The following is a 21687-nucleotide window of genomic DNA, read 5'->3' as shown; positions in this document are numbered from 1 at the left end:
CCGCGCTCAGCGGCACCCCTTCGACCGCTCGATGAGCTCGTCGGAGGGGTGGCCGTAGAGCCACTCGCCGTTGCCGTTGGGGTCGGTGTGCCCCTGGCCGATCGCCCAGGCGACCGCCCATGGCTCGTTGTCGTTCGCGTACTCGCCGACGAGCTCGTAGCACTTCGAGGTGATCGCGTGGCCGACCTCGTGCGTGACCAGGGCGACCATGAGGGGGTCGTCCCATTGCTCGGCGATGCTGTTCGAGAGCGTGATCGTCGAGAGGCCGCCCTCCCACGTGTCCCACGTGGCCGTGCCGCCGGCCGAGCCGTTCTCGCCGTAGCCGATCACGATCGGGGCCCAGTCGAACTCGAGCAGCACGCCGCCGGCGATCGAACGCGCGTAGGCCTCGACGGCCACCCGTCGGTCGTAGAGCGGGCCGGCCTTCTCGGCTTCTTCGGCGGCGTGCGTCGACTGCAGGGCTGCGGCGGCGGTGACATAGCCGTCGAGGCGAGCGGATGCATCGAACCCCCACGTGACGCCGCTCGAGAGCAGTTCGACGGCGTTGCGGTACTCGATGCGCTCGACGTTGCGCGCCGAGCCGTTGGCGGCTTCGACCGAGGCGGCGACGGGCGCGACCGCGGCGAGGAACGCCATGCCGGAGTCGGAGGTCGCCTGATCGGCCGCGGCGAGCGCTTCGGCGTGCACGTGCGACGCGCGGGCCTGCTCATCGAGGCGTTCGGTCTCCGCGGCGAGCAGGCCCGACGCGCGGTCGAGGTCGGCGAACCAGATCGGGCGCGACAGCTGCCGCGTCGATGTCACGGCGTCGCTTGCGGGCGCCGCCTCGATGAGCGAGGCGAGTTCGCCGGCGGCGGCCCCGAGGTTCCCCTTGGCCGTCGTGTCGACGAGGCCGTCGGGCGCGGCCAGCATGGCGGTCGCGATCTCGGCGGTGACCTCGGCTTCCCCTTCGACAGCGGCCGTGGCTTCGGCGACGGCGGCCGCATCGGCCAAGGCGACGCGATGGGCGTCGATCGCGGCGTCGAAGCGCAGGTTCGCGATCGCCGTGGCGGCGAGGATCGCCGCGGAGATGAGCAGGAAGAGCGCAGCGCCGACGATCACCCACGCGATCGTCGCGCGCGAGCGCCGCACCGGCGGAACGGGCCCGGCCGGGTCCGGGCCGGCAGGGGCGAGCGTCGCGCTCGCGACTGGTTCGAGGGTCACTCGTGAAGTATCGCCGTTCTGCCTCGAAACAGGCAATCCGGGCAACATCTGTTGGACGCTTGACTGGGACGAACGACCCACAATACGCTGCCTCCAACCGAGCAAGGAGGCTCCGATGGCGATCGATCATGTGCGCCGATACCGTGTCCGTTCCGAACGCACCACCGAGCAGCACATGAGGAGGTGGCGATCGCGAACCCTGGGTCTCGCACTCGCAGCAGCGCTTGCGGCCTCGGTCATCGCGGCGCTGCCCGCCGTCCTCACCGCACCCCCCGCAGCAGCGACCCCCGCCGGCTGGTGGGAACCTGCCAACCGCCCCGCCGAAGACGTCGAGCTGAACGTCACGGGCGAGCCCTTCACCGGTACGACCGAGAACGGCGAAGTGCAGGGCTTCATCGACTCGCACACTCACCTGAACTCCAACGAGGGCTTCGGCGGGCGCATGATCTGCGGCGCCCCCTTCTCGCCCCTGGGCGTCGCCGACGCCCTCAAGGACTGCCCCGACCACCACCCCGACGGCAGTGCCGCACTCTTCGAGAACCTCGTCAGCGGCGATGCCGACGGCAAGCACGACCCCGTCGGCTGGCCGACCTTCAACGACTGGCCCGAGACCGCCTCGATGAGCCACCAGGCCTCGTACTACGCCTGGGTCGAGCGCTCGTGGCGCGGCGGCCAACGCATCCTCGTCAACGACCTGGTCACGAACGGCGTGATCTGCTCGCTGCCGATCATGACGAAAGACCGCTCGTGCGACGAGATGACGGCGATCCGGCTCGAGGCGCAGAAGGCGCGCGAGATGGAGGCGTACATCGACGGCATCTACGGCGGCCCCGGCAAGGGCTTCTTCCGCATCGTCACGACCCCGGCCGACGCACGGGCGGTGATCGAGCAGGGCAAGCTCGCCGTCGTGCTCGGCGTCGAGATGTCCGAACCCTTCGGCTGCAAGATGATCCTCGACGTCGCGCAGTGCTCGACGGCCGACATCGACCGAGGACTCGACGAGTTCGAGCAGCTCGGCATCTCGAGCATGTTCCTCTGCCACAAGTTCGACAACGCCCTCTGCGGTGTGCGCTTCGACTCCGGCACGCAGGGCACGATCATCAACGTCGGCCAGTTCTACTCGACCGGCACCTTCTGGCAGACCGAGACGTGCCCCACCGCCCGGCATGACAACCCGATCGGCAACGCCACGGTGCCCGAGTTCGAGGAGCAGCTGCCGCCCGGCGTCGAGGTGCCCGAGTACTCGGCGGGCAAGAACTGCAACACGCGCGGTCTCACCTCGCTCGGCGCGTATGCGCTCAAGGCGATGATGGCCCGCAACATGATGGTCGAACTCGACCACATGAGCGTGAAGGCGGCCGAGCGTGCACTCGACCTGCTCGAGGCCCAGGGCTACCCGGGCGTGCTCTCGAGCCACAGCTGGATGGACTCCGGCTGGACCGAGCGGCTCTACCGCCTCGGCGGCTTCAAGACCGGCTACCCGCACGACGCCGCCGGCTTCATCGGCGAATGGCAGGCGGGCAGTGCGCTCCGCGCCCAGTACGACAAGGGCTACGGGCTCGGCCTCGACTTCAACGGCGTCGGCAGCCACCCGGCGGCCGGCAGCGCACCGGTCGCCGTCAGCTACCCGTTCACGAGCGCCGACGGCAGCACGGTCGTCGACCGGCAGGTCAGCGGTGAGCGCACCTTCGACATCAACACCGACGGGTTCGCTCACGCGGGCCTGACGCCCGATTACATCGAGCAGTTGCGTCTGGCGGGCGGCGGCGACGACCTCGTCTCAGACCTGATGCGCGGCGCCGAGTCGTACCTGCAGACGTGGGAGGCGACGCGCGAGCACTCGAGCACGACGAACCTCGCCTTGGGCAAGCCGGCTTGGGCGAGCTCGAACGAGAACAACCCGTTCACGAGCTACGCTGCCAGCCGGGCGTTCGACGGACGCACCAACACCCGGTGGGCGAGCGGCAACTGGGGCACGAGCCCCCAGTGGCTGCGTGTCGACCTCGGTGCAACCGAGCCGATCAGCCGGGTCGTCATCGACTGGGAGTCCGCCGCGGCGAAGTCCTACGAGGTCCAGGTGTCGGATGACGCGCAGAACTGGCGCACTGTCTGGGCGACGACGTCCGGCAACGGCGGGCTCGACACCGCGTCGTTCACCCCGACGAGCGCCCGTCACGTACGCGTGCTCTGCACGGTGCGCACGACGAACTACGGGTACTCGATCAAGGAGGTCGGGGTCTTCTCGAACTGAGCCTCTGAACCAGACCTGACGACACGGGCGGATGCCGCGGCGCGAGCCGCGGCATCCGCTCTTCGTCTGCCGTCGCTCGCGACACCGAACCGTTGCCCAGCATTCACGTGCGCATCACCGACTCGGCGCATGCGCGACGGGCGCCGTCCCTACGGTGGCCTCGGTCCCCCCGGTTCAGCACGCCCGTCCCACAGCACGGGCGGCCGGCGGACCAAACGGAGGACACGTGTTGAAGAAGCAACTCACCCTCGCGGCGGTCGGGCTCTCGACCGCGGTGGCGCTCGGCCTCACGGGCTGCGCGGGAGGACCGGCCGACGCCGGCGAAGGCGGCACGGATGCCGCGACCGCGATGAGCCTCGCCGCCTTCGGCGACCTCGCCGCGCTCGAGGAGGCGGCCAAGGCCGAGGGGCAGTTGAATGTCATCGCGCTGCCGCGCGACTGGGCGAACTACGGGGCGGTGCTCGACGCATTCGCGGCGAAGTACCCCGAGATCACGATCAACGAGGCCTCGCCCGACGCGTCGAGTGCCGAGGAGATCCAGGCCGCCGAGACGAACGCCGGCCTCGACACGGCGCCCGACGTCTTCGACATCGGCCTGACGGTCGCACTGCAGAACACCGAGCAGTTCGCGCCGTACCAGGTCGCCACGTGGGACGACATTCCCGCCGAGCTGAAGGAGCCGAGCGGCCTGTTCGTCGGCGACTACGGCGGATTCATGTCGATCGGCTTCGATTCCTCGAAGTTCGAGGCGCCCGAGTCGCTCGACGACCTGCTCGGCGCCGACTACAAGGGATCGGTCGCGATCAACGGCGACCCCACGCAGGCCGGTGCGGCCTTCGCCGCGGTCGGCCTCGCGACCGTGCAGTCCGACGGCACGCTCGACGACTTCCAGCCGGGCATCGACTTCTTCTCGGAGCTGAACGCGGCCGGCAACATGTTGAAGGTCGATGTCACGACCGCGACGGTCGCCTCGGGTGAGACGCCCGTCGTCTTCGACTGGGACTACCTGAACGCGTCGCATCGCGAGGCGAACCCGAACTGGGAGGTCGTGATCCTGCCGGGCACCGGCTACGCGGGCTACTACAACCAGGCCGTCAACGTGGATGCCCCGCACCCGGCCGCCGCTCGGCTCTGGCAGGAGTTCCTCTACAGCGACGAAGCCCAGAACCTGTGGCTCGAGGGCGGCGCCCGCCCGGTGCGCGCCGACGCGATGGCCGAGGCCGGCACGATCGACGACGAGCTCTTCGCGAAGCTGCCCGCAGCGCCCGAGGAGACCGTGGTTCCCACCGAGGAGCAGTCCACCGACGCCGGCACCCTGCTCGGCGAGGAATGGGCGGCGGCGGTCGGTTGATGACCGTCGCCGCACCCGCGGCGCGCGTCGCCGTGGCGGAGCCGGTCAGCCCGGTTCCGCCACGGCGGCCTGCCCGCCCCGGACTCCCGCCGGCGCTCGGACTCGTGCCGTTCGCCGCCTACGTGCTGCTGTTCCTCGCCCTGCCCACCGTGCTCGCCGTCGCGAGCGGATTCGTCGACGGCGACGGCTCCTTCACGCTCGACAACGTCGCCGCGCTCGGCGATCCCGTCATCGTCGCGACCTTCGCGAACTCGGCCTGGCTGTCGGCGCTCACTGCCGTGGCCGGCGCTCTGATCGGCGCCCTCGCCTGCTACGCGCTCGTCGGCCTCGAACATGGCAGGGCCCGCAGTCTCGTCGATGCGGCAAGCGGTGTGCTCGCGCAGTTCGGCGGCGTCATGCTCGCCTTCGCGTTCATCGCGACGATCGGCATCCAGGGCCTCGTGACGGTATGGCTCCGCGACACCTTCGGCATCGACATCTTCGCCGAGGGGGCGTGGATCTACGGCCTGCCGGGTCTGGTGCTGCCCTACATCTCCTTCCAGGTGCCGCTCATGATCATCACCTTCATGCCGTCGATGGGGGCGCTGAAGCCCCAGTGGGCCGAGGCGAACCTCACGCTCGGCGGCACGCGCGCCGGATTCTGGGTGCACGTCGGCATCCCGGTGCTCGCGCCATCCTTCTTCGCGAGCCTGCTGCTGCTCTTCGCGAACGCCTTCTCGTCGTACGCGACCGCCGCGGCCCTCGCGAGTCAGGGCTCGCAGATCGTGCCGCTGCAGATCCGCACCGCCCTCACGAGCGAGACGATGCTCGGCCGCGAGAACCTCGCGGGCGCGTTGGCGCTCGGCATGATCCTCGTGATGACGGTCACGATGTGGGCCTACTCGCTCGTGCAGCGTCGCGCGGCCCGGTGGCAGCGATGAACCGCGGCTTGGCGCCGCACCCGGCCACCCGCTGGGCGATCGGCATCGTCATCGTCGGCCTCTTCGCGATTCCGATCCTCTCGATGGCCGAGTACACGCTCCGCGACGTCGACGGGCATTCGCTCGTGCACTGGGCGGCGCTCTTCGACCCGGCCAATGCGGCGAAATACCGGCCGATCTGGATCGGCCTCGGCAACTCGGTCGTGCTCGCGGTCGTCTCGGTGGCCATCGTGCTGTTCCTGCTCGCGCCGACGATGGTGCTCGTGGCGCTCCGGTTCCCCTCGCTGCGGCGTCCGTTCGAGTTCCTCGTGCTCCTGCCCATCACGATCCCCGCGATCGTGCTCGTCGTCGGACTCGCCCCGATCTACCTCGTGATCGGCCGCACCTTCGGCACCGGCGTGTGGACACTCGCCTTCGCCTACGGCATCACCGTGCTGCCGTTCGCCTACCGTGCGATCCAGTCCTCGATGGAGGCGACCGACGTCACGACGCTCGCCGAGGCGGCCCGGTCGCTCGGCGCGAGTTGGCCGACCGTGCTCCTCCGCGTGCTCGCACCGAACCTCCGGCCCGGCCTCATCGCGGCCTCGCTCATCTCGGTCGCCGTCGTGCTCGGCGAGTACACGATCGCCTCGCTCCTGAACCGGCAGAACCTGCAGACCGGGCTCGTCGTCGTCGGCAAGCAGGATCCCTATGCCTCGGTGATCCTCTCGCTGCTCGCACTCGTCTTCGCGTTCGTGCTGCTGCTCGTCATCGGGCGCGCCGCCCGCCGCCCCCTGAAGGAAGTCCGCCCATGACCGATTCCGTCACCGTCGCCACCAGCGACAACGCGATCCTCGCCGCCCGTGGCGAGGGCACCGCCGTCGAGTTCGACGGCGTCGTGAAGGACTACGGGGCGAACCGGGTGCTGCACGGCGTCGACCTCGCCATCAGGCCCGGCGAGTTCGTGTCGCTCCTCGGCCCGTCGGGCTGCGGAAAGACCACTGCGCTCCGGGTGCTCGCCGGCCTCGAGCTGGCCGACGGCGGCATCGTGCGCATCGGCGGGGCGGATGTCTCCGGCGTGCCGACGAACCGCCGTGACCTCGGCATGGTGTTCCAGGCGTACTCGCTGTTCCCCCATCTCGACGTCGCCGCGAACACGGTGTTCGGCCTGCGGATGCGCAAGGTCGCGAAGGCGGAGGCATCCTCTCGGGTGCGCGATGCGCTCGCCCTTGTGGGGCTCGGCCATCTCGCCGGGCGCTACCCGCACGAGCTCTCGGGCGGCCAGCAGCAGCGCGTCGCCCTGGCACGCGCGCTCGTCACCGAACCGCGGGTGCTGCTGCTCGACGAGCCGCTCTCGGCGCTCGACGCCAAGGTTCGCGTGCAGCTCCGCGACGAGATCCGGCGTATCCAGTTGCGACTCGGCATCACCACCGTGTTCGTGACCCACGACCAAGAGGAGGCGCTCGCCGTCTCCGACCGCATCGCGGTCATGGACGGCGGCCGCATCGACCAGTTCGGCACGCCCGAAGAGCTCTACCTGCGACCGGCGACGGCGCATGTCGCCGAATTCGTCGGCCTGTCGAGCGTGCTGCCGGCATTCGTCGCCGCCGGCGCTGCCCAGGTGCTCGGCGTCACGCTGCCGGTGCTGGATGAGACGGTCGACGGCCCGGCCGAGGCGTTCGTACGACCCGAGAACGTGCGACTCGGCGGCCCGATCGTCGCGATCGTGCAGGAGAGCACCTTCCTCGGCAGCATGCGGCGCACCCTGCTCCGCACCGAAAGCGGCGAGCTCCTGCGCATGCAGCATCCGGCACGCGAGCGGCTGCAGTTCGGCGAGCGCGTGACGGTCGACCTCGATGCCGTGGCGGTGGCGGTGCGGCCGACGGGCTGAATGTCGGCGGCCGCGGGGCGGTCACGACGGGCGAGCGGGATGAGCCGCGGCATCCGCTCGTCTCAGATCGTGGCGCCCACGAGCGCCTCGCCGAGCGGGGTGCGCACATGCATCACCCTCGCGCCGGAACGCACACTCGCGATGAGGCCGCTCTCGCGGAGCACGCGCAGGTGATGCGAGGCGGTCGAGAGGGCGAGGCCGCTGTCGGCGGCGGCCTGGGTCGTGGTGCGCGGGTCGTGCGCGGCGAGCAGGATCTCGGCGCGGGCCGGGCCGACGAGCGCGCCGAGCGATCGCGACGCGGCAACAGGGTCCTTCGCCCACGTCTCGGTGACCCCCTGCGCGGGGTAGACCGCTTCGTCGCGACGGGCACGAGCCGCCTGCGCATGGTGTGCATCCATGCGTCCGACGTCATCGTGCAGGAGTTCGCCGAGGAACACACGGACACCATGCCCTGAGGCTCGCCCAGCGCAAGCACTGAGAAAATCTCAGTGTTCAGCACGGATGCGGCGCCGGCCCTGAGCGCGCACGCTTGCCCCCATGACTGATTCACGCGCCTCGCAGGCCTCACCATCGCCCACCACCAACGCCACCGCCACCGCCACCAACGCCACCGCCTCGCCCGAGTCCGAGTCCGAGTCCGACCAGACCTCGATCGGCCCGACGACGGCCGATCGAGTACTGAAGACGAAACACCGTGCGATGTGGGCGTCGGGCGATTACCCGACGCTCGCCGCCGACCTCATCTGGACCCTCGGCCCCGTGCTCGTCGACGCCGTCGGCGTGCGCCCGGGAGACCGGGTGCTCGACGTCGCCGCCGGCTCCGGCAACGCGGCGATCCCCGCCGCGCTCCGCGGCGGCGCCGTCGTCGCGAGCGATCTGGCCCCCGAGCTCATCGACGCCGGCCGACGCCGCGCGCAGGAGGCGGGTGCCGAACTCGAGTGGCGCGAGGCCGATGCCGAGGCCTTGCCGTTCGACGACGACGCCTTCGACGCGACCATCTCGTGCGTCGGCGTCATGTTCGCACCCCACCACCGTCGCGCGGCCGGCGAGCTGCTCCGTGTGACGCGGAAGGGCGGTCGCATCGGCGTGCTGAGCTGGACGCCCGAGGGCTTCATCGGCCAGATGTTCAAGACCATGAAGCCGTTCGCCGCCCCGCTGCCCGAGGGTGCAGAGCCCGCACCGCTCTGGGGCGACGAATCGCACGTGCGCGAGCTGCTCGGCGACGACGTCGACGAGTTCGAGGCCCGCCGCCAGAGCGTCACCGTCGACCGCTTCGCCTCACCCGAGGAGTTCCGCGACTACTTCAAGCGCAACTACGGACCGACGATCGCGGTGTACCGACGCATCGCCGACGACCCCGACCAGGTTCGCGCCCTCGACGATGCGCTCGTCGAGCTCGCTCGATCCCACGGTCTCCGCACCACCGGCGATGCCCTGCAGTGGGAGTACCTGCTGGTCACCGCCCGCCGAGCCTGACCACGGTCGGCGAACCATCCGGAAGGAAGATCATGTACCTCAGCGAGGACTACCTCGTCTTCGAACTGCACCACCGCGGCGAGGAACGCCTGAACCGCGAACTCGAGCGACGCCGGCTCATCGACGAGCGCATTGCCGAGAACGAAGGGCTGCAGGTGACGGATGTCGCCCGCCCGCCGTTCCTCGTGCGGTGGCGCCGCCGTCTCGCGCTCTCGCTCGACCCCGTGTTCGGGTCGGGCCACGGCAGCGGCCCGGCCGTCGCGTCGTGACGCGGCATCCATGCCGGCACGGGTGCCGAGTCCGGCCGTCGCGGCTGCACTGACTCCGTGGCCGGCGTTCCGCTTACACCCCGATCGTGAGCGCCGCGGTGCAATGGTCGTGCTGTGCGTGGCCGATGAGCGTCCTATGGGGGTTCCCCTCATCCCCTCCGCGGCGAACAATGGAGGCGGGTGCGCACCGACGTACCGCGCAAGCAGGAGAAGGAGCACGACATGGAAGCGAGCCGACGGGAGCAGGGCCGGGCGCGGCTCGACGAGATCGCACCCGTGCTGCTGGCGCGCCCCGACGTCGCGATCGCGCGCATGTTCGGCTCCGACGGCCTCTCGGTACGCGGCAAGTTCTTCGCGTTCATCTCGAGCGGCGGCGATCTCGTCGCGAAGCTGTCGGAGACCCGCATCGAAGGCCTCGGCCTCGACAACATGGTCATGCGCGGCCGCCCGATGCGGGAGTGGGCCGTGGTGCCGTTCGACGACGGCGTCGACCGCTGGCGCGAGGTCGCAGGCGAGGCCTACGCCTTCGTCGACTCGATCACGCCGTGAGCGCGGCGCGGTAGCGCAGTACCGGACAGCGGCATGGCCTCGCAGCACGACGGCAGCGCAGTCGAGCGGATGCCTCAGCCGAACGGCACCCGTCAGGGCACGAGATGCCCGGCGGCGCGGAAGAGCTCGTACCACTCCGCCCGGGTGAGCGGCAGCTCGGAGCCGAGCGCCGCCGCCGCCACGCGCTCGGGGCTCGTCGTGCCGAGCACGACCTGCATGTTCGCCGGGTGACGGGTGATCCACGCGGTCGCGATCGCGATCGACGGCACGTCGTAGGCGGCGGCGAGGCGATCGATGACAGCGTTGAGTTCGGTGTATTCGGGCGCGTCGAGGAAGACCCCGGTGAAGAAGCCGGCCTGGAACGGCGACCAGGACTGGATCGTGATGTCGTTCAGGCGGCAGTAGTCGACGATGCCACCGCCGTCGAGCGTGACCGACTGCGCCTCCGACTGCATGTTCGCGGCGATGCCCTGCGCGATGATCGGCGAGTGGGTGATCGAGAGCTGCAGTTGGTTGGCGACGATCGGCTGGCGCACGTACCGCTTCAGCAGGTCGATCTGGCGCGGCGTGTGGTTCGACACTCCGAAGGAACGCACCTTGCCTGCGGCCTCGAGCTCGTCGAACGCGCGGGCGACCTCTTCGGGTTCGACGAGTGCGTCGGGGCGGTGCAGCAGCAGGATATCGAGGTAGTCGGTGCCGAGCGCGGCGAGCGAACCGTCGACTGACTCGACGATGTGCTCGTACGAGAAGTCGAAGTACGGGCCGTCTTTGACGATGCCGGCCTTCGTCTGGATGGTGAGCTCGGCGCGCTGTGACGGCGTCAGCTGCATCGCCTCGGCGAAGCGGCGCTCGCAGCCGTGCAGCTCGGCGCCGTAGATGTCGGCGTGGTCGATGAAGTCGATGCCGGCGTCGCGTGCCGTGCGCACGAGTTCGCGAACCTCGTCGTCGCTCTTGTCGAAGATGCGCATGAGGCCGAGCACGACGTTCGGTGCCGTGATCTCGGTGCCCGACAGGGTGAAGGTCTTCATCATGCCAGCGTAGGCGTGATGCCGGCGCCTCTCGCATGCAGCAGGCCGCGGAGCGTCTGGATCGTGTCGGCCTCGGCGGCCGTCTTGTCGTCACGGTACTTCTTGACCCGCGCGAACCGCAGCGCGATGCCGCCCGGGTACCGACTCGACCGCTGCACGCCGTCGATCGCGATCTCGACGACGATGCTCGGCTCGACCCACACCGTGTGCTCGGTGCGCCGGGTCTCGATCTGCGGAAATCGCTCGGTCTGCCAACGCAGCAGCTCGTCGGTGAGCCCCTTGAACGTCTTGCCGACCATCACGAAGACGCCGGGCTCGCCGAACTCGCCGATCGGGTCGAGCGCGCCGAGGTGCAGGTTCGAGAGCCACCCGGTGCGCCGGCCCGACCCCCACTCGCACGCGAGCACCACGAGGTCGTAGGTGAGCACGGGCTTCACCTTGACCCAGCTCGCACCGCGGCGCCCTGCCGCATAGGGCGAGCCGATCGCCTTGACCACGACGCCCTCTTGACCCGCGGCGAGCGCGTCGCGCGAGACCCGCTCGGCCGCCTCGGGATCGGCGGTCACCTCGCCCGGGATGCGATGCGCGGGCGCGATGCGCTCGAGCTCGGCGAGCCGGGTCGAGAGCGGTTCGTCGAGCAGGTCGCGCCCGTCGACGTGCAACACGTCGAAGAACCACGGATGCAGCACCGTCTCGCCCACGGACTCGGCGCCGAAGCTCGACATCGTGTCTTGGAACGGACGGGGAGCGCCGTCTTCGTCGAGCGAGAGCGTCTCGCCGTCGAGGATGACGTCGTGCACCGGCAACCGACGCACGACGTCGACGACCTCGGGCAGCCGCCGGGTCACGTCGGCGAGGTTGCGGGTGAAGACGCGCACCTCGTCGCCCGTGCGGTGCACCTGGATGCGCGCGCCGTCGAGCTTGTACTCGACCGACGCCTCACCGGTGGTCTCGAGCGCGGCGGCCGCGCTCGATGCGGTGGCGGCGAGCATCGGCAGCACCGGCCGCCCGACCACGAGGCCGACCGCCTCGAGCTCGGCCTCGGTGCCCGTGAGCGCGAGCCGCGCGGTCTCGCCGAGGTCGCCCGAGAGCATCGCGGCGCGGCGCACCGTCTCGAGCGGCCGGTCGGCGGCACGGGCGACGGCATCCGTGACGACGCCCTCGAGCGCGCCCGTGCGCACCTCGCCGAGCAGCACCCGGCCGATGAACGCCTGCTCTCGGGCGGTGGCGCGGCCGATCAGTTCCTGCAGCTGCCGCGCCCGCTCCCCCGAAGATCCGGCACCGGATGTCGCGGCCAGGCGATCGAGCTCGGCGTCGAGTTCACCGACCGTGAGCGAGGGCTCGGCAGCGGGTGCGCCGGTCGCGGCGGCGACCCCGCGCCATCCGACCCCGACCCGCCCTTGTCGGGGCTTGCCGACCAGAAACCCGACCGCCGGCGCGATCTCGTCGGGTTCGAGCCGGCGCAACAGCTCGGCGAGCGCCGCGATCTTCGCGAGGCGCGAGCGGGTCGAGGCGACGGTGTCGGCGGTCAGCGCGAGTTCATCGAACAGCACGGGGCCAGTCTGCCACCGGCCTCCGACATGCGGCCGGCGTGCGGCCGATGGTTCGCACGGAGTCAGCTCGCCGCCGCAACGCGCTCGACCGCGACGCGCCCAGTCGTTCCGGCGCGGAGGAACCCGTCGACGGCGGCGGCGAACCCGAGCGCGTCGTCGAGCCACGGGAAGTGGCCGGCCCCGGGCAGCACGACGAGCTCGGCGCGAGGCAGCAGCGCCGCGAGCTCGGCGACCATCGCCGGCGGGGAGTTCAGGTCGACCTCGCCCGCGACGAGCAGCACCGGCGCCTCGAGCGACTCGAGGGCGGCTCGCGTGGCATCGGGATCGAAGGCGCCGTCGGCGGCGAAAACTGCGGCTGCCTCGTCGTTGCGATGACGCTCGTCGGCGGCACGATGAGCCTGCGCCGCGGCATCCCATCGCCCGTAGAAGAAGGGATCGATCGACGGCCAGTCGTCGCCTTCGCCGGCCACGACGGCCTGAAGTGCCGCGTATGCCGAGGCGAACCACGGTTCGCCCGAGCGCAGCTGCGCGGCGGTGAGCCGCATCTCGGCGGTCACCGTCAGCCCGAGCGCTGCCGCGCTCGGTGTGGTGAGCACCAGTCGGTCGACGCGCTGCGGGTAACGGGCCGCGTACATGACGGCGAGGTTCGTGCCCGCCGAGTGCGCCAGCAGGTCGAGTCGTTCGAGAGCGAGGTGCTCGCGCAGGGCTTCGACGTCGTCGACGAGGCGGTCGCAGCGGTACGACGAGACGTCTGAGGGCACGGCGGAGGCGCCCGTGCCCCGAGGGTCGAGCAGCACCAGCCGACGGTGCTCCGAGAGACCGCCGAGGTCGCCGAGGTAGCGCGAATTGTGCATCGGGCCGCCCGGCAGGCACACGAGCGGCGTGCCCCCGGCCCCGCCTTCGATCTCATGGAAGGCGAGCTCTGTTCCGTCGAACGCTGCGAAGGTCGGCATCCGATCGATCTTTGCAGCTCGCGGCGATCTGCGGGGAAGTTCTCCACAGACCCGCTACCCGGCGACGACCCGTGCGACCTCGCCGACGTGCCGCATGAAGCCCCCGAGATCGGGCTCGTCCGACGTCGGCTGCAGCACCACGGCGTCGACGCCGACGGCGAAGAACCGCTCGGCGACCGCGGCGACGGTCGCGGCATCGCCGACGGCGGCGAGTCGCTGGTCTTCCGGCATGTTCCACTGCGTGAGCTCATGGGCGACCCGCGCCGAAGCGTCGCTCCCGCCGAACGCGGCCATCACGTAGACGACCGACCGGCTCCGGCCTTCGCGACCGGCGGCAGCGCGCCCGGCCGAGATCGCCGCGATCGCCTCGGCCGCACGCTCGACCGTCGTGCCGCCGGTCAGCACGGTGCCGTCGGCGACCTCGCCCGTGAGCTGCAGGGTCTTCGGGCCCTCGCCGGCAGCGTAGACGAGCGGCGCCTCGGCCGGCGGCCAGTCGAGCCTCACCCGGTCGAGCGTGACGTAGCGGCCGCCGGCGGTGACCTCGTCGCCGGCGAGCAGGCTCCGCAGCGCGGGCACGTACTCGCGCATGAGCGTGAGCGGCGACGCGACGCGGCTGCCGGTCTGCTCCATCCATCGCTGCACGCCGTGTCCGACGCCCGGCATCAGCCGACCCGGGAACATGCGTGCGAGCGTCGCGATCTCCATGGCGGTCACGGCGACGTTGCGCAGCGGCATGGGCGCCACGCCGATGCCGAGCCTCAGCCGCTCGCTCCAGGCGAGCGCGGCGCCCGCCGTGGCGAACGCCGACTGCTGAAAGCAGTCTTCCCAGAGCCACAGCTCGGGCACTCCCCCGTGATCTGCCGCCTCGACGACGGCACGCAGCCGCTCAGGCGGGAACGCGGGCTGGAAGATCGCTCCGATTCGTCGCATGACTCCACTGTGGCAGCACTCGCCGACATCGGCGCCCGGCCCGAGAGTGCGATCCACGTCGAAACGTTGGCACGCGGCCACCCAGCACGAGAACGGGTAGCCGGCCGGGGCCGGCGCACCGTGCACCCGACCGTGCGCCGCGCAGCCTAGAGGTCGTCGCGCTCGACGATGCGCTCGTGATCCCACGGCTCGGCCCAGCCGAGCTCGTCGAACATGCGGGCGAGCACGATTGCGGTGAAGCCCCAGACGAGGCGGCCGCCCACGGTGAACGCCGGCGACCGATACGAGGTGCCGCCGAAGACGTGCTCGGTGTTCGCCCGGTTCGCCGGGTCGAGCATCTCGGCGACGGGCATGCGGAACACCTCGACCGACTCGTCGTGGTCGACCGCCGCGACCTGCGACGGGCGCGTCCACCACGCGGGCACGGGCGTGACGAGGTGGTTGCTCACGGGCACCGGCATCGGCGGCAGGGTGCCGAGCGGCTCGACGCCGTCGACGTCGACCCCGGTCTCTTCACGCGCCTCGCGAATCGCTGCGGCGACCGGGCCGGTGTCGGATGCCTCGAGCCGACCTCCGGGGAACGCGATCTGCCCCGGGTGGCTGCCGAGGGTCGCCGCGCGGCGCAGCAACAGCACGTCGAGGTCGCCGGCGACCGCGGCCCCGCTGCGGGCGTGCACGGCGTCGAGCACCCCGAAGAGCACGAGCACCGCTGCCGGGCGGAGCGCCGCGGCATCCACTCTCGCGGTCGCCGACGAGGGAAGCCACTCGAGCCCGCGCTGGCACAGCGCGACGAGCTCGGCGCGGGCGTCGGCTCGTGCGTCGACTCGCGCGTCGGCGCGTGCGTCACCGGTGTCGTTCACGACTGCCATCCTGCCACTGCGTCAGAGCATTGCGTCAGACGCCAGCAGCCGTCAGCCCGACCGCCCCGACCGCACGAGCCCTGCGGCGCGGTGCGGTGCGGGAGTACGGTGGCGCGGGTGGTGCGGGGTCACAGCGCCGGCCACCAGGCCGGGTCGGTCCAGAGCGCGAGCTCCTGCTCGAGGGCGGCGCCGACGCGGAACACGGTGGCGTCGTCGTAGGTGCGGCCCACGATCTGCACGCCGGTGGGCACGCCGTTCGGCGCGATGCCCGACGGCACGGCGAGCACGGGCACCCGGCCGATCACGTTGAACGGCAGGGTCATGAGCTTCGAGAAGACGTCGGTGCTGTCGGTGCACGGCTCGTCGGCGGCGAGGCCCGTGGTGGCGATCGTCGGGCAGACCATGGCGTCGTAGTCGAGCATGAGCTCGGCGAACGGGCGGTAGAACGCCGTCTCGGCGACGAGCCCCTCGACGAAGTCGCCGCCGGCTGCCGCCTTCGCCGCGAACGCCCGCGTGTAGGGCATGAGCTGGGCCGCGCGGTCGGGGTCGCCTTCGACGATGCTCTCGATGAAGGGGCCCATGACGGCGCCGAAGTGCGGCCACGCGGCATCCGCCACCTGCTGGTGGCCCCACGGCAGTTCGACCTCTTCGACGACCGCGCCCGCCGCGGTGAGCGCCGCTGCGACCGCGCGCGTGTTGGCCTCGATCGCAGGGTCGACGTCGTAGCCGCCGAGGTCGAGGCACAGGGCGATTCGGATGCCGCGGAGCGAGCCGACCTCGCCCGACACCGTCGCGACCTCGCGAAGAGAGGCGGCGTCGCCCACCCACGGCCCCGAGATGACGTTCTGCAGCATCGCGACATCGGCGACGCTGCGCCCCATCGGGCCGTCGGCGCAGAAGGTGTCGGAGTTGAACGGCGCCATGCCGGGCACGCGTGCGAACGGCGGCTTGAAGCCGACGACGCCGCAGAACGACGACGGGATGCGGATGGATCCGCCGATGTCGGAGCCGGTCGCGAGGATCGTCGAGCCGGCGGCGAGCACCGCGCCCGAGCCGCCCGACGAGCCGCCGGGCGAGAACTCGGTGTTCCATGGGTTGCGGGTGACGCCCCACAGCTTGGAGTGCGTGACCGGAGCGCAGCAGTACTCGGGCGTCGTCGTGCGGCCGTGGATGACGGCGCCGGCCGCCTGGATGCGCTCGACGATCGGGTGGGTCTCGTCGGCGATGTTGCCCCGCTCGAGCAGGCAGCCGTCTTCGAGCAGGCGACCGGCGATCGGCTGCTCGTCTTTCAGCATGAGCGGGATGCCCTCGAGCGCTCGCACCTCGTCGCCGGCCGCGAACCGCGCCTCGGAGACGACGGCGGCGGCGCGCGCCTCGTCGATCCACTGCTCGGTGACGGCGTTGATCGTCGGCTCGGTCGCCTCGGTGCGGGCGATCACCGATTCGAGCAGCTCGACCGGGGAGAGCTCCCGGCGCCGGAAGCGCTCGGTCGCTTCGGTGGCGGTGAGCCGATGCAGATCCATGCGAGTGGTGCCTTTCGTGCGTCCGTACAATGTACGGACGATACTGTTGCATGCATGACGCCACGTCAAGCCGTTGCCGAGATTCGGCCGAATCTGACGCGACGCGACCTCACCTCGGCCGCGATCGCGCTCATCGAGCGCGATGGCCTGGGCGCGTTGACGATGCGGCGGCTCGCGGCCGAACTCGACTGCGCCCCGATGAGCCTGTACACGCATGTGCGCAGCCGCGACGACCTGATCGACGCGATCGTCGACGACCTGATCGAGCGGCTCGAGCTGCGCCCGCCGAGCGGCGAGTCGTGGCAGCAGCGCGTGCGCCAGACCCTCGACTCCTACCGCGACCTCGCGGTGCGGCTGCCGAACGCCTTCGAGCTGCTCGCGCTCGCCCCATACGGCTCGTCGCCCGTTGCACCCCACATGAGCAGCGTCGTGGCGAGCCTCGAAGACGCGGGGCTCTCGCCCGAGAACGCTCGGCAGATCCTCGGCATCGTCGACGCCTACGCCTCGGGGTTCCTCGTCGTCTGGGCGCGCAGCCGGTCGATCGAGGCGGCCGACGACGAAGCCGACGACGGCGGAGCCGACGACGGAGCCGGCGATGCGCCCGGCATCGCCGGTATGCGCGATCTCGAGATGTTCGACCGCGGACTCGAGGCCCTGATCGCCGGCCTCGACGCGACGCTCGTACGCGGCGAGCTCCCGTGAGACGGCGAACGCGCAACAGGATGCGCATCTCGGTCACCGGCGCCGCGGGCTTCCTCGGCATCAACCTGCTGAACGAACTGCTCGACCAGGGCCACGAGGTCGTCGGCATCGATCACGGCATCTCGAAGCTCACCGGCGGCCACGACCGTGAAGGCGTGCACTGGCGCGAGGGCGACGTGCTCGACCGCGAGCGCATGACCGAGCTGTTCGCGGGATCCGATCTCGTGTACCACCTCGTCGCGAAGATCAGCCTGCGACGGGAAGACCCCGATGCTTGGCGCCTCAACACGATCGGGGTGCGCACGGTCGCCGAGGCGGCGCTCGCGGCCGGCGTCGGGCGCCTCGTGCACTGCAGCTCGGTGCACTCGTTCGACACCGAGCAGCCCGGAACCCTCGACGAGGAGTCCCCGCGTTCGACGGCGGAGACGAAGCTGCCCGTCTACGACCGCTCGAAGTTCGCGGGCGAGCAAGAGCTGCAGGCCGTGATCGCGCGCGGCCTCGACGCGACGATCGCGAACCCCACGGGCGTGTTCGGGCCGCTCGACCACCCCGCACGGCTCTCGCGCATGAACGGGATCCTGCGAGACGCGGCAGCCGGGCGCGTGCCGGTCGACATGGAGGGCGGCTTCGACTGGGTCGACGTGCGCGACGTCGCCCACGGGCTCACCCTGGTGGCCGCACACGGCAAGACCGGCGAGAACCACCTGCTCGGCGGCGGGTTCCTCTCGATGCACGACGCACTGAGCCTCGCGGCGAACTCGGTCGGCCGGCGGCCGCCGGGCATGACCCTGCCGCTCGGCGTGCTCAAGGCGATCATGCCCATCGCCGAGCCGATCGGCCAGTGGCTCGGCAGCGACGTGATGAGCGAGGCCGCGCTCGGTGCGCTCATGGCGGCGCCGCGCGTCGACCACTCGAAGGCGGCACGCGAGCTCGGGTACGCGCCGCGCCCGGCCGAGGAGACCGTCAGAGACCTCGTCTCGTGGTTCGTGCAGGTGGGCGCGCTCGACCGTCGCCCCGTCGCCGAGTCGTGAGCGCCGAGGCATCCGCTCGCTGCAGCACTGCGCCGCAGCGCACCGCGCCCGCGCCGCGCCCGACCCGCCGCTGACAGCCTGAACGCCCGGCCCCTCGAGTGAGGAGCCGGGCGTTCAGAGCCGAGACTCAGCCCTTGCCGGGCCGGGTCGCCCCGATCGGGAAGCTCCACGCGTTCACGCCGTCACCGGCCGCCGCGTCGCCCGAGGGCTGTTCGGCGTACGAGACGAGGATCTGCGCGCCGTCGGCGAGCGCCGAACGGGTCGTCGCGTCGATCGGCACGCTCAGCTTGCCCGAGCCGGCATCGACCGCCTGCTCGAACGACGCCAGCAGGCGGCCGCTCATGTCGGGCGCCCACGGCGGGGCCGCGCCGTCAGACGGGGAGCAGGCCTCGAAGCCGTAGACATCGCCGGCGCAGCTCGAGGTCCAGACGGGGATGAACGACGTGTCGCCCTTCCACAGGAACACCCGCACCGTTCCGGCGGCGGCCGCGTCATACGAGATCTGCGCCTTCTTCTGCTGGATCTTCACGTCGCCGATGCTCATCGCATCGCTCGGCTGCACGCCCGAGATCGTGCCGCCCCTGATCGCCGACTGCGCGACCGTCTGCGGCGACTGTACGCCCTGCAGGGCGGTGTCGGGGATGATGGCCGCCGACGTCTCGATCGAGCGGTCGGCCGGGGGCGTGTACCCGTCGAGGTACGCGTGGCCCCAGCGGTACGGCTCCGACTGCTGGCTGCCGAACGCCGACCACGCGGTTCGGGTCTGCCCGATGAAGTTCTGCGTGTCGGAGTCGTACGGCGTGACGTTCAGCCCGAGGTACGAGGGGTCGACGTCGTTCAGCGCCGCGTCGCCCTGCGGCGACGCGCTCGTCGGCCCGGCCGCCGCGGGAAGGGCCGCGAGCGGCACCTTCACCTCGATGTCGTACCCGCCGCCGGCGTACGTGCCGTCGGCCTGGCGTGCGACCGAGACCGCGACCTCGACGCCCTCGGCGTTCAGGCCGCCTTCGACCGTCTCGGCGAGCGGTCCGGTCGAGAACCCCTGGTGGTTGTCGGCGTCACGCGACCAGCACGGCCCGTCGGCCCCGTTGCCGTTGGCGCCGTCGGCGTCGTCGGTGAAGGGGAACATGCCGAGCTTGAACGTCGACGAGGTGTCGACCGAGTCGCCGCGCGGGTCGAGCAGAAGCTCGACCGAGTCGACCAGCCAGTGGCCGAAGCAGCGGTCGGGCGTCGCCGCGGCACTCGCCACGTCGTCGGTCACGCGGATCTGCGCGTAGAACGCGTCGTCGTACCAGCCGAGCTTGGCGAGGCTGCCCGCGCCGCAGTCGACGCCGTCGGCGGCGCACGCCGCGCCCTCCCACCGGGTGCCGACGTTCACGGGCTCGCCGACGTAGACGTCGTCGGCGGTGCCGTCGACGGTCGGCGCCGAGGCGAGCTGCGGAATCACGACGGTCGGCACGAGGTAGACGGTCTCGTTCTCGGTCGACGTGCCCGCGCCCGAGGTGGTCGTCGCGGTGAACGTCACCGTGCGACTGCCGGGGTCGGCGAGGTCGGTGTGCGTGACGGTGAACTCGACCGTCGCCGTGTCACCGGCGGCGAGCCCGCTGAAGGGCTTCGACACCGAGTCGACGACGAATCCGGCGGGCACCGCGAGCGACACCTCACCCGACTCGACGTCGGCTGTGCGGTTGGTCACGTCGACCGGCACGGTCACCGTCTCGCCGACGCCGACCTGGCCGACCGCGTTCGAGCGACCGCCGACGTACGCGTCGTGATCGCCGGCCCACTGCTCGTACTCGGCCATGTTGCCCCAGCGCTCGAAGCGGCCCTCGACGGGTGCGACGAGCTGGATGCGCGTGTCGTTGTAGGCGGTGACGCCGTCGCCGGCGAATTCCGCTGCGAGCTTGTACACGGCGGGGGCCGCGTCGCTCGCGGGCGTGACGGTGAAGCTCGCCTGCGTGGCATCCTCATCGCCGATCCCGTCGACCTCGACGGGTTCCGAGACCTGCCAACCGGCGGGCACGACGAGGCTGACCGCGCCGCCGCCGAGCTGACCCGCGCCCGAGCGGAGCGTGACGGTCGCGGTGAAGGGCTCACCGGCGGCCTCGAAGTAGTCCTCGGCCGAGATCGAGAACTCCGAGCCGAGCGGCATGCCGCCCGGGTCGGCGATGACGGCGCCGTAGAGCACCGCGTCGTCGTTCGCGCCGGCCGCAGAGGAGTTCGACTGCATCGGCACGATCGACTGCGAGACACCGTAGCGCTGGCAGGTCGGGTCGACGACGGCGGTCTGCATCGTGCGGGCCTGCGTCGGGTGCGCCCGGCCGCCCTCGCGACCGACCTGCGCCCAGGTCTTGGCCGAGCCCGCGGCCTGGCCGGCGAGGTTGCCGTCGGCCCAGACGTAGGGCGACTCGTAGCCGGTCCAGGTGCCGACGACGGTGAACGGGTTGGTCGCCGCGGGCACGAAGCCCGTGTTGCAGGCGGGGCCGGCGGTGCCGCCCGCGCCCGTCGTCTGGCCGCCGGCGAGGATCTTCTTGACCTGCCACGGGTCGACGGCGCCGACGCCGGTGAGCTGTTCGGGGAACATGCTCGGGTCGGCTGCTGCCGCGGCCGCCTCCCAGACCATGCGGCCCTGGGCGTACTGGTGGTTGCCGTGCCCGGCCGCGAGCGACGGGTTGCCGCCGACGAGGATCTCGGGCTGGGTCTCGCGGATGATCCGCACGGTGCGGCGCAGGGTCTCCTCTGCGTCCCACACCTGCGCGGTCAGCGCCGCCGAGGTGTTGTAGAAGAAGTCGACGCGGTCGAGGTTGAAGATGTCGACCGTGCCCGAGCGGATGTGCGAGGTGCGGTCTTCGTTCTCTCGGCGGAGGCCCAGGTCGGGGCCGGCCTCGGGGCCGACCGAGTTCGAGCCGCCTTCGCCGCGCGTGGCCATGATGATGCCGCAGCGCACGTCGTAGAGGTCTTGCCAGACGCCGCACGGCGTCGTGAACCCGGCGTCGTCGTCGGGGTGGGCCCAGATGCCCATGATGTCGATCTTGCCGCGATCCGTCTCCGCGGCGACCGATGGGGCCCCCACGTCGAACTTCAGCGCCGCGTCCGGCGGGCCCGAGCTGCCGTTGCCCATCGTTGCGGCGACGGCGGTGCCCTGGCCCATGAGGGCGGCGACGGTGATCAGCGAAGTGAGCAGAATTGCGTGATGACGTTTCATCGGTCCTCCGTTGGACACT

Annotated in this window: 19 protein-coding genes; 10 read left to right on the top strand and 9 right to left on the bottom strand. The window is 71.2% G+C overall.

The genetic code is table 11. The features are described 5' to 3' along the window. Nucleotides 1-6 precede the first annotated feature (6 nt). Nucleotides 7-1200 carry a hypothetical protein gene (locus ACWGST_RS03255; protein WP_452045206.1) on the bottom strand — a complete coding sequence of 398 codons (1194 nt, stop codon included), beginning with the start codon at nt 1198-1200 and terminating at the stop codon, nt 7-9. A gap of 115 nt (nt 1201-1315) precedes the next feature. On the opposite strand from ACWGST_RS03255, the gene ACWGST_RS03250 reads away from it, so the two are divergent. The 5 genes from ACWGST_RS03250 to ACWGST_RS03230 all read left to right on the top strand — a co-directional run bounded on the left by ACWGST_RS03250 (nt 1316) and on the right by ACWGST_RS03230 (nt 7592). After that, nucleotides 1316-3451: a galactose-binding domain-containing protein gene (locus tag ACWGST_RS03250; RefSeq protein WP_452045205.1), complete on the top strand. Its 2136-nt coding sequence runs from the start codon at nt 1316-1318 to the stop codon at nt 3449-3451. A 226-nt stretch (nt 3452-3677) separates the two neighbouring features. Then, nucleotides 3678-4802 (top strand): ABC transporter substrate-binding protein, encoded by a 1125-nt coding sequence (locus ACWGST_RS03245; protein WP_452045204.1) that lies wholly within the window; start codon nt 3678-3680, stop codon nt 4800-4802. Then, nucleotides 4802-5722 (top strand): ABC transporter permease, encoded by a 921-nt coding sequence (locus ACWGST_RS03240; RefSeq protein WP_452045203.1) that lies wholly within the window; start codon nt 4802-4804, stop codon nt 5720-5722. The genes ACWGST_RS03245 and ACWGST_RS03240 overlap by 1 nt, the downstream gene beginning before the upstream one ends. Further along, the gene (locus ACWGST_RS03235) at nt 5719-6516 is read left to right on the top strand and encodes an ABC transporter permease (protein WP_452045202.1); all 798 of its coding nucleotides are present in this window, start codon (nt 5719-5721) and stop codon (nt 6514-6516) included. Before ACWGST_RS03240 ends, ACWGST_RS03235 begins: the two co-directional genes overlap by 4 nt. Next, on the top strand, nt 6513-7592 hold the full coding sequence (locus ACWGST_RS03230) for an ABC transporter ATP-binding protein (protein WP_452045201.1): 1080 nt from the start codon (nt 6513-6515) through the stop codon (nt 7590-7592). Before ACWGST_RS03235 ends, ACWGST_RS03230 begins: the two co-directional genes overlap by 4 nt. 62 nt (nt 7593-7654) lie before the next feature. On the opposite strand, the gene ACWGST_RS03225 is transcribed toward ACWGST_RS03230, so the two are convergent. Then, nucleotides 7655-8029 (bottom strand): ArsR/SmtB family transcription factor, encoded by a 375-nt coding sequence (locus tag ACWGST_RS03225; protein WP_452045200.1) that lies wholly within the window; start codon nt 8027-8029, stop codon nt 7655-7657. Between the two features lie 100 nt (nt 8030-8129). On the opposite strand from ACWGST_RS03225, the gene ACWGST_RS03220 reads away from it, so the two are divergent. The 3 genes from ACWGST_RS03220 to ACWGST_RS03210 all read left to right on the top strand — a co-directional run bounded on the left by ACWGST_RS03220 (nt 8130) and on the right by ACWGST_RS03210 (nt 9886). Beyond that, the gene (locus ACWGST_RS03220; RefSeq protein ID WP_452045199.1) at nt 8130-9068 is read left to right on the top strand and encodes a class I SAM-dependent methyltransferase; all 939 of its coding nucleotides are present in this window, start codon (nt 8130-8132) and stop codon (nt 9066-9068) included. A 32-nt stretch (nt 9069-9100) separates the two neighbouring features. Further along, the gene (locus ACWGST_RS03215) at nt 9101-9337 is read left to right on the top strand and encodes a hypothetical protein (protein WP_452045198.1); all 237 of its coding nucleotides are present in this window, start codon (nt 9101-9103) and stop codon (nt 9335-9337) included. Nucleotides 9338-9517: 180 nt separating this feature from the next. Further along, a complete protein-coding gene (locus ACWGST_RS03210) occupies nt 9518-9886 on the top strand; it encodes a hypothetical protein (protein WP_452045197.1) in 369 nt (122 codons plus the stop codon). 92 nt (nt 9887-9978) lie between these two features. Here ACWGST_RS03210 and ACWGST_RS03205 read toward each other — a convergent pair whose 3' ends face one another. From ACWGST_RS03205 to ACWGST_RS03180, 6 genes are all read right to left on the bottom strand, one after another. Further along, entirely contained in the window at nt 9979-10914 is a 936-nt protein-coding gene (locus ACWGST_RS03205; protein ID WP_452045196.1) for an aldo/keto reductase, read from the bottom strand. Further along, nucleotides 10914-12467 carry an ATP-dependent DNA ligase gene (locus ACWGST_RS03200; protein WP_452045195.1) on the bottom strand — a complete coding sequence of 518 codons (1554 nt, stop codon included), beginning with the start codon at nt 12465-12467 and terminating at the stop codon, nt 10914-10916. The genes ACWGST_RS03205 and ACWGST_RS03200 overlap by 1 nt, the downstream gene beginning before the upstream one ends. Nucleotides 12468-12529: 62 nt before the next feature. Beyond that, the gene (locus tag ACWGST_RS03195; RefSeq protein WP_452045194.1) at nt 12530-13420 is read right to left on the bottom strand and encodes an alpha/beta fold hydrolase; all 891 of its coding nucleotides are present in this window, start codon (nt 13418-13420) and stop codon (nt 12530-12532) included. A 54-nt stretch (nt 13421-13474) separates the two neighbouring features. Then, nucleotides 13475-14350, bottom strand: coding sequence for an LLM class flavin-dependent oxidoreductase (locus tag ACWGST_RS03190; protein WP_452045193.1), 876 nt, complete (start codon nt 14348-14350; stop codon nt 13475-13477). A gap of 146 nt (nt 14351-14496) precedes the next feature. Further along, the gene (locus tag ACWGST_RS03185) at nt 14497-15210 is read right to left on the bottom strand and encodes an NUDIX hydrolase (RefSeq protein ID WP_452045192.1); all 714 of its coding nucleotides are present in this window, start codon (nt 15208-15210) and stop codon (nt 14497-14499) included. A 128-nt stretch (nt 15211-15338) separates the two neighbouring features. Beyond that, entirely contained in the window at nt 15339-16733 is a 1395-nt protein-coding gene (locus ACWGST_RS03180; protein ID WP_452045191.1) for an amidase, read from the bottom strand. 54 nt (nt 16734-16787) lie between these two features. Here ACWGST_RS03180 and ACWGST_RS03175 point away from each other — a divergent pair, with 54 nt between their 5' ends. Next, a complete protein-coding gene (locus tag ACWGST_RS03175; RefSeq protein WP_452045190.1) occupies nt 16788-17435 on the top strand; it encodes a TetR/AcrR family transcriptional regulator in 648 nt (215 codons plus the stop codon). 20 nt (nt 17436-17455) lie between these two features. After that, on the top strand, nt 17456-18466 hold the full coding sequence (locus tag ACWGST_RS03170; RefSeq protein WP_452045189.1) for an NAD-dependent epimerase/dehydratase family protein: 1011 nt from the start codon (nt 17456-17458) through the stop codon (nt 18464-18466). Between the two features lie 127 nt (nt 18467-18593). On the opposite strand, the gene ACWGST_RS03165 is transcribed toward ACWGST_RS03170, so the two are convergent. Then, nucleotides 18594-21668, bottom strand: coding sequence for a sugar-binding protein (locus tag ACWGST_RS03165; RefSeq protein ID WP_452045188.1), 3075 nt, complete (start codon nt 21666-21668; stop codon nt 18594-18596). Between the last annotated feature and the right edge of the window lie 19 nt (nt 21669-21687).

The organism is Agromyces sp. NPDC055520, from assembly GCF_053619715.1.
The sequence above is the reverse complement of the archived record's forward strand: the minus strand, read 5'-3'. Positions and strand labels throughout refer to the sequence as shown.

Coding starts and splice junctions, on each gene's coding strand:
- ACWGST_RS03180 (WP_452045191.1), bottom strand. CDS start 16,733: ATGGATCTGCATCGGCTCACCGCCACCGAAGCGACCGAGCGCTTCCGG.
- ACWGST_RS03230 (WP_452045201.1), top strand. CDS start 6,513: ATGACCGATTCCGTCACCGTCGCCACCAGCGACAACGCGATCCTCGCC.
- ACWGST_RS03220 (WP_452045199.1), top strand. CDS start 8,130: ATGACTGATTCACGCGCCTCGCAGGCCTCACCATCGCCCACCACCAAC.
- ACWGST_RS03205 (WP_452045196.1), bottom strand. CDS start 10,914: ATGAAGACCTTCACCCTGTCGGGCACCGAGATCACGGCACCGAACGTC.
- ACWGST_RS03170 (WP_452045189.1), top strand. CDS start 17,456: ATGCGCATCTCGGTCACCGGCGCCGCGGGCTTCCTCGGCATCAACCTG.
- ACWGST_RS03215 (WP_452045198.1), top strand. CDS start 9,101: ATGTACCTCAGCGAGGACTACCTCGTCTTCGAACTGCACCACCGCGGC.
- ACWGST_RS03190 (WP_452045193.1), bottom strand. CDS start 14,350: ATGCGACGAATCGGAGCGATCTTCCAGCCCGCGTTCCCGCCTGAGCGG.
- ACWGST_RS03195 (WP_452045194.1), bottom strand. CDS start 13,420: ATGCCGACCTTCGCAGCGTTCGACGGAACAGAGCTCGCCTTCCATGAG.
- ACWGST_RS03235 (WP_452045202.1), top strand. CDS start 5,719: ATGAACCGCGGCTTGGCGCCGCACCCGGCCACCCGCTGGGCGATCGGC.
- ACWGST_RS03240 (WP_452045203.1), top strand. CDS start 4,802: ATGACCGTCGCCGCACCCGCGGCGCGCGTCGCCGTGGCGGAGCCGGTC.
- ACWGST_RS03175 (WP_452045190.1), top strand. CDS start 16,788: ATGACGCCACGTCAAGCCGTTGCCGAGATTCGGCCGAATCTGACGCGA.
- ACWGST_RS03250 (WP_452045205.1), top strand. CDS start 1,316: ATGGCGATCGATCATGTGCGCCGATACCGTGTCCGTTCCGAACGCACC.
- ACWGST_RS03165 (WP_452045188.1), bottom strand. CDS start 21,668: ATGAAACGTCATCACGCAATTCTGCTCACTTCGCTGATCACCGTCGCC.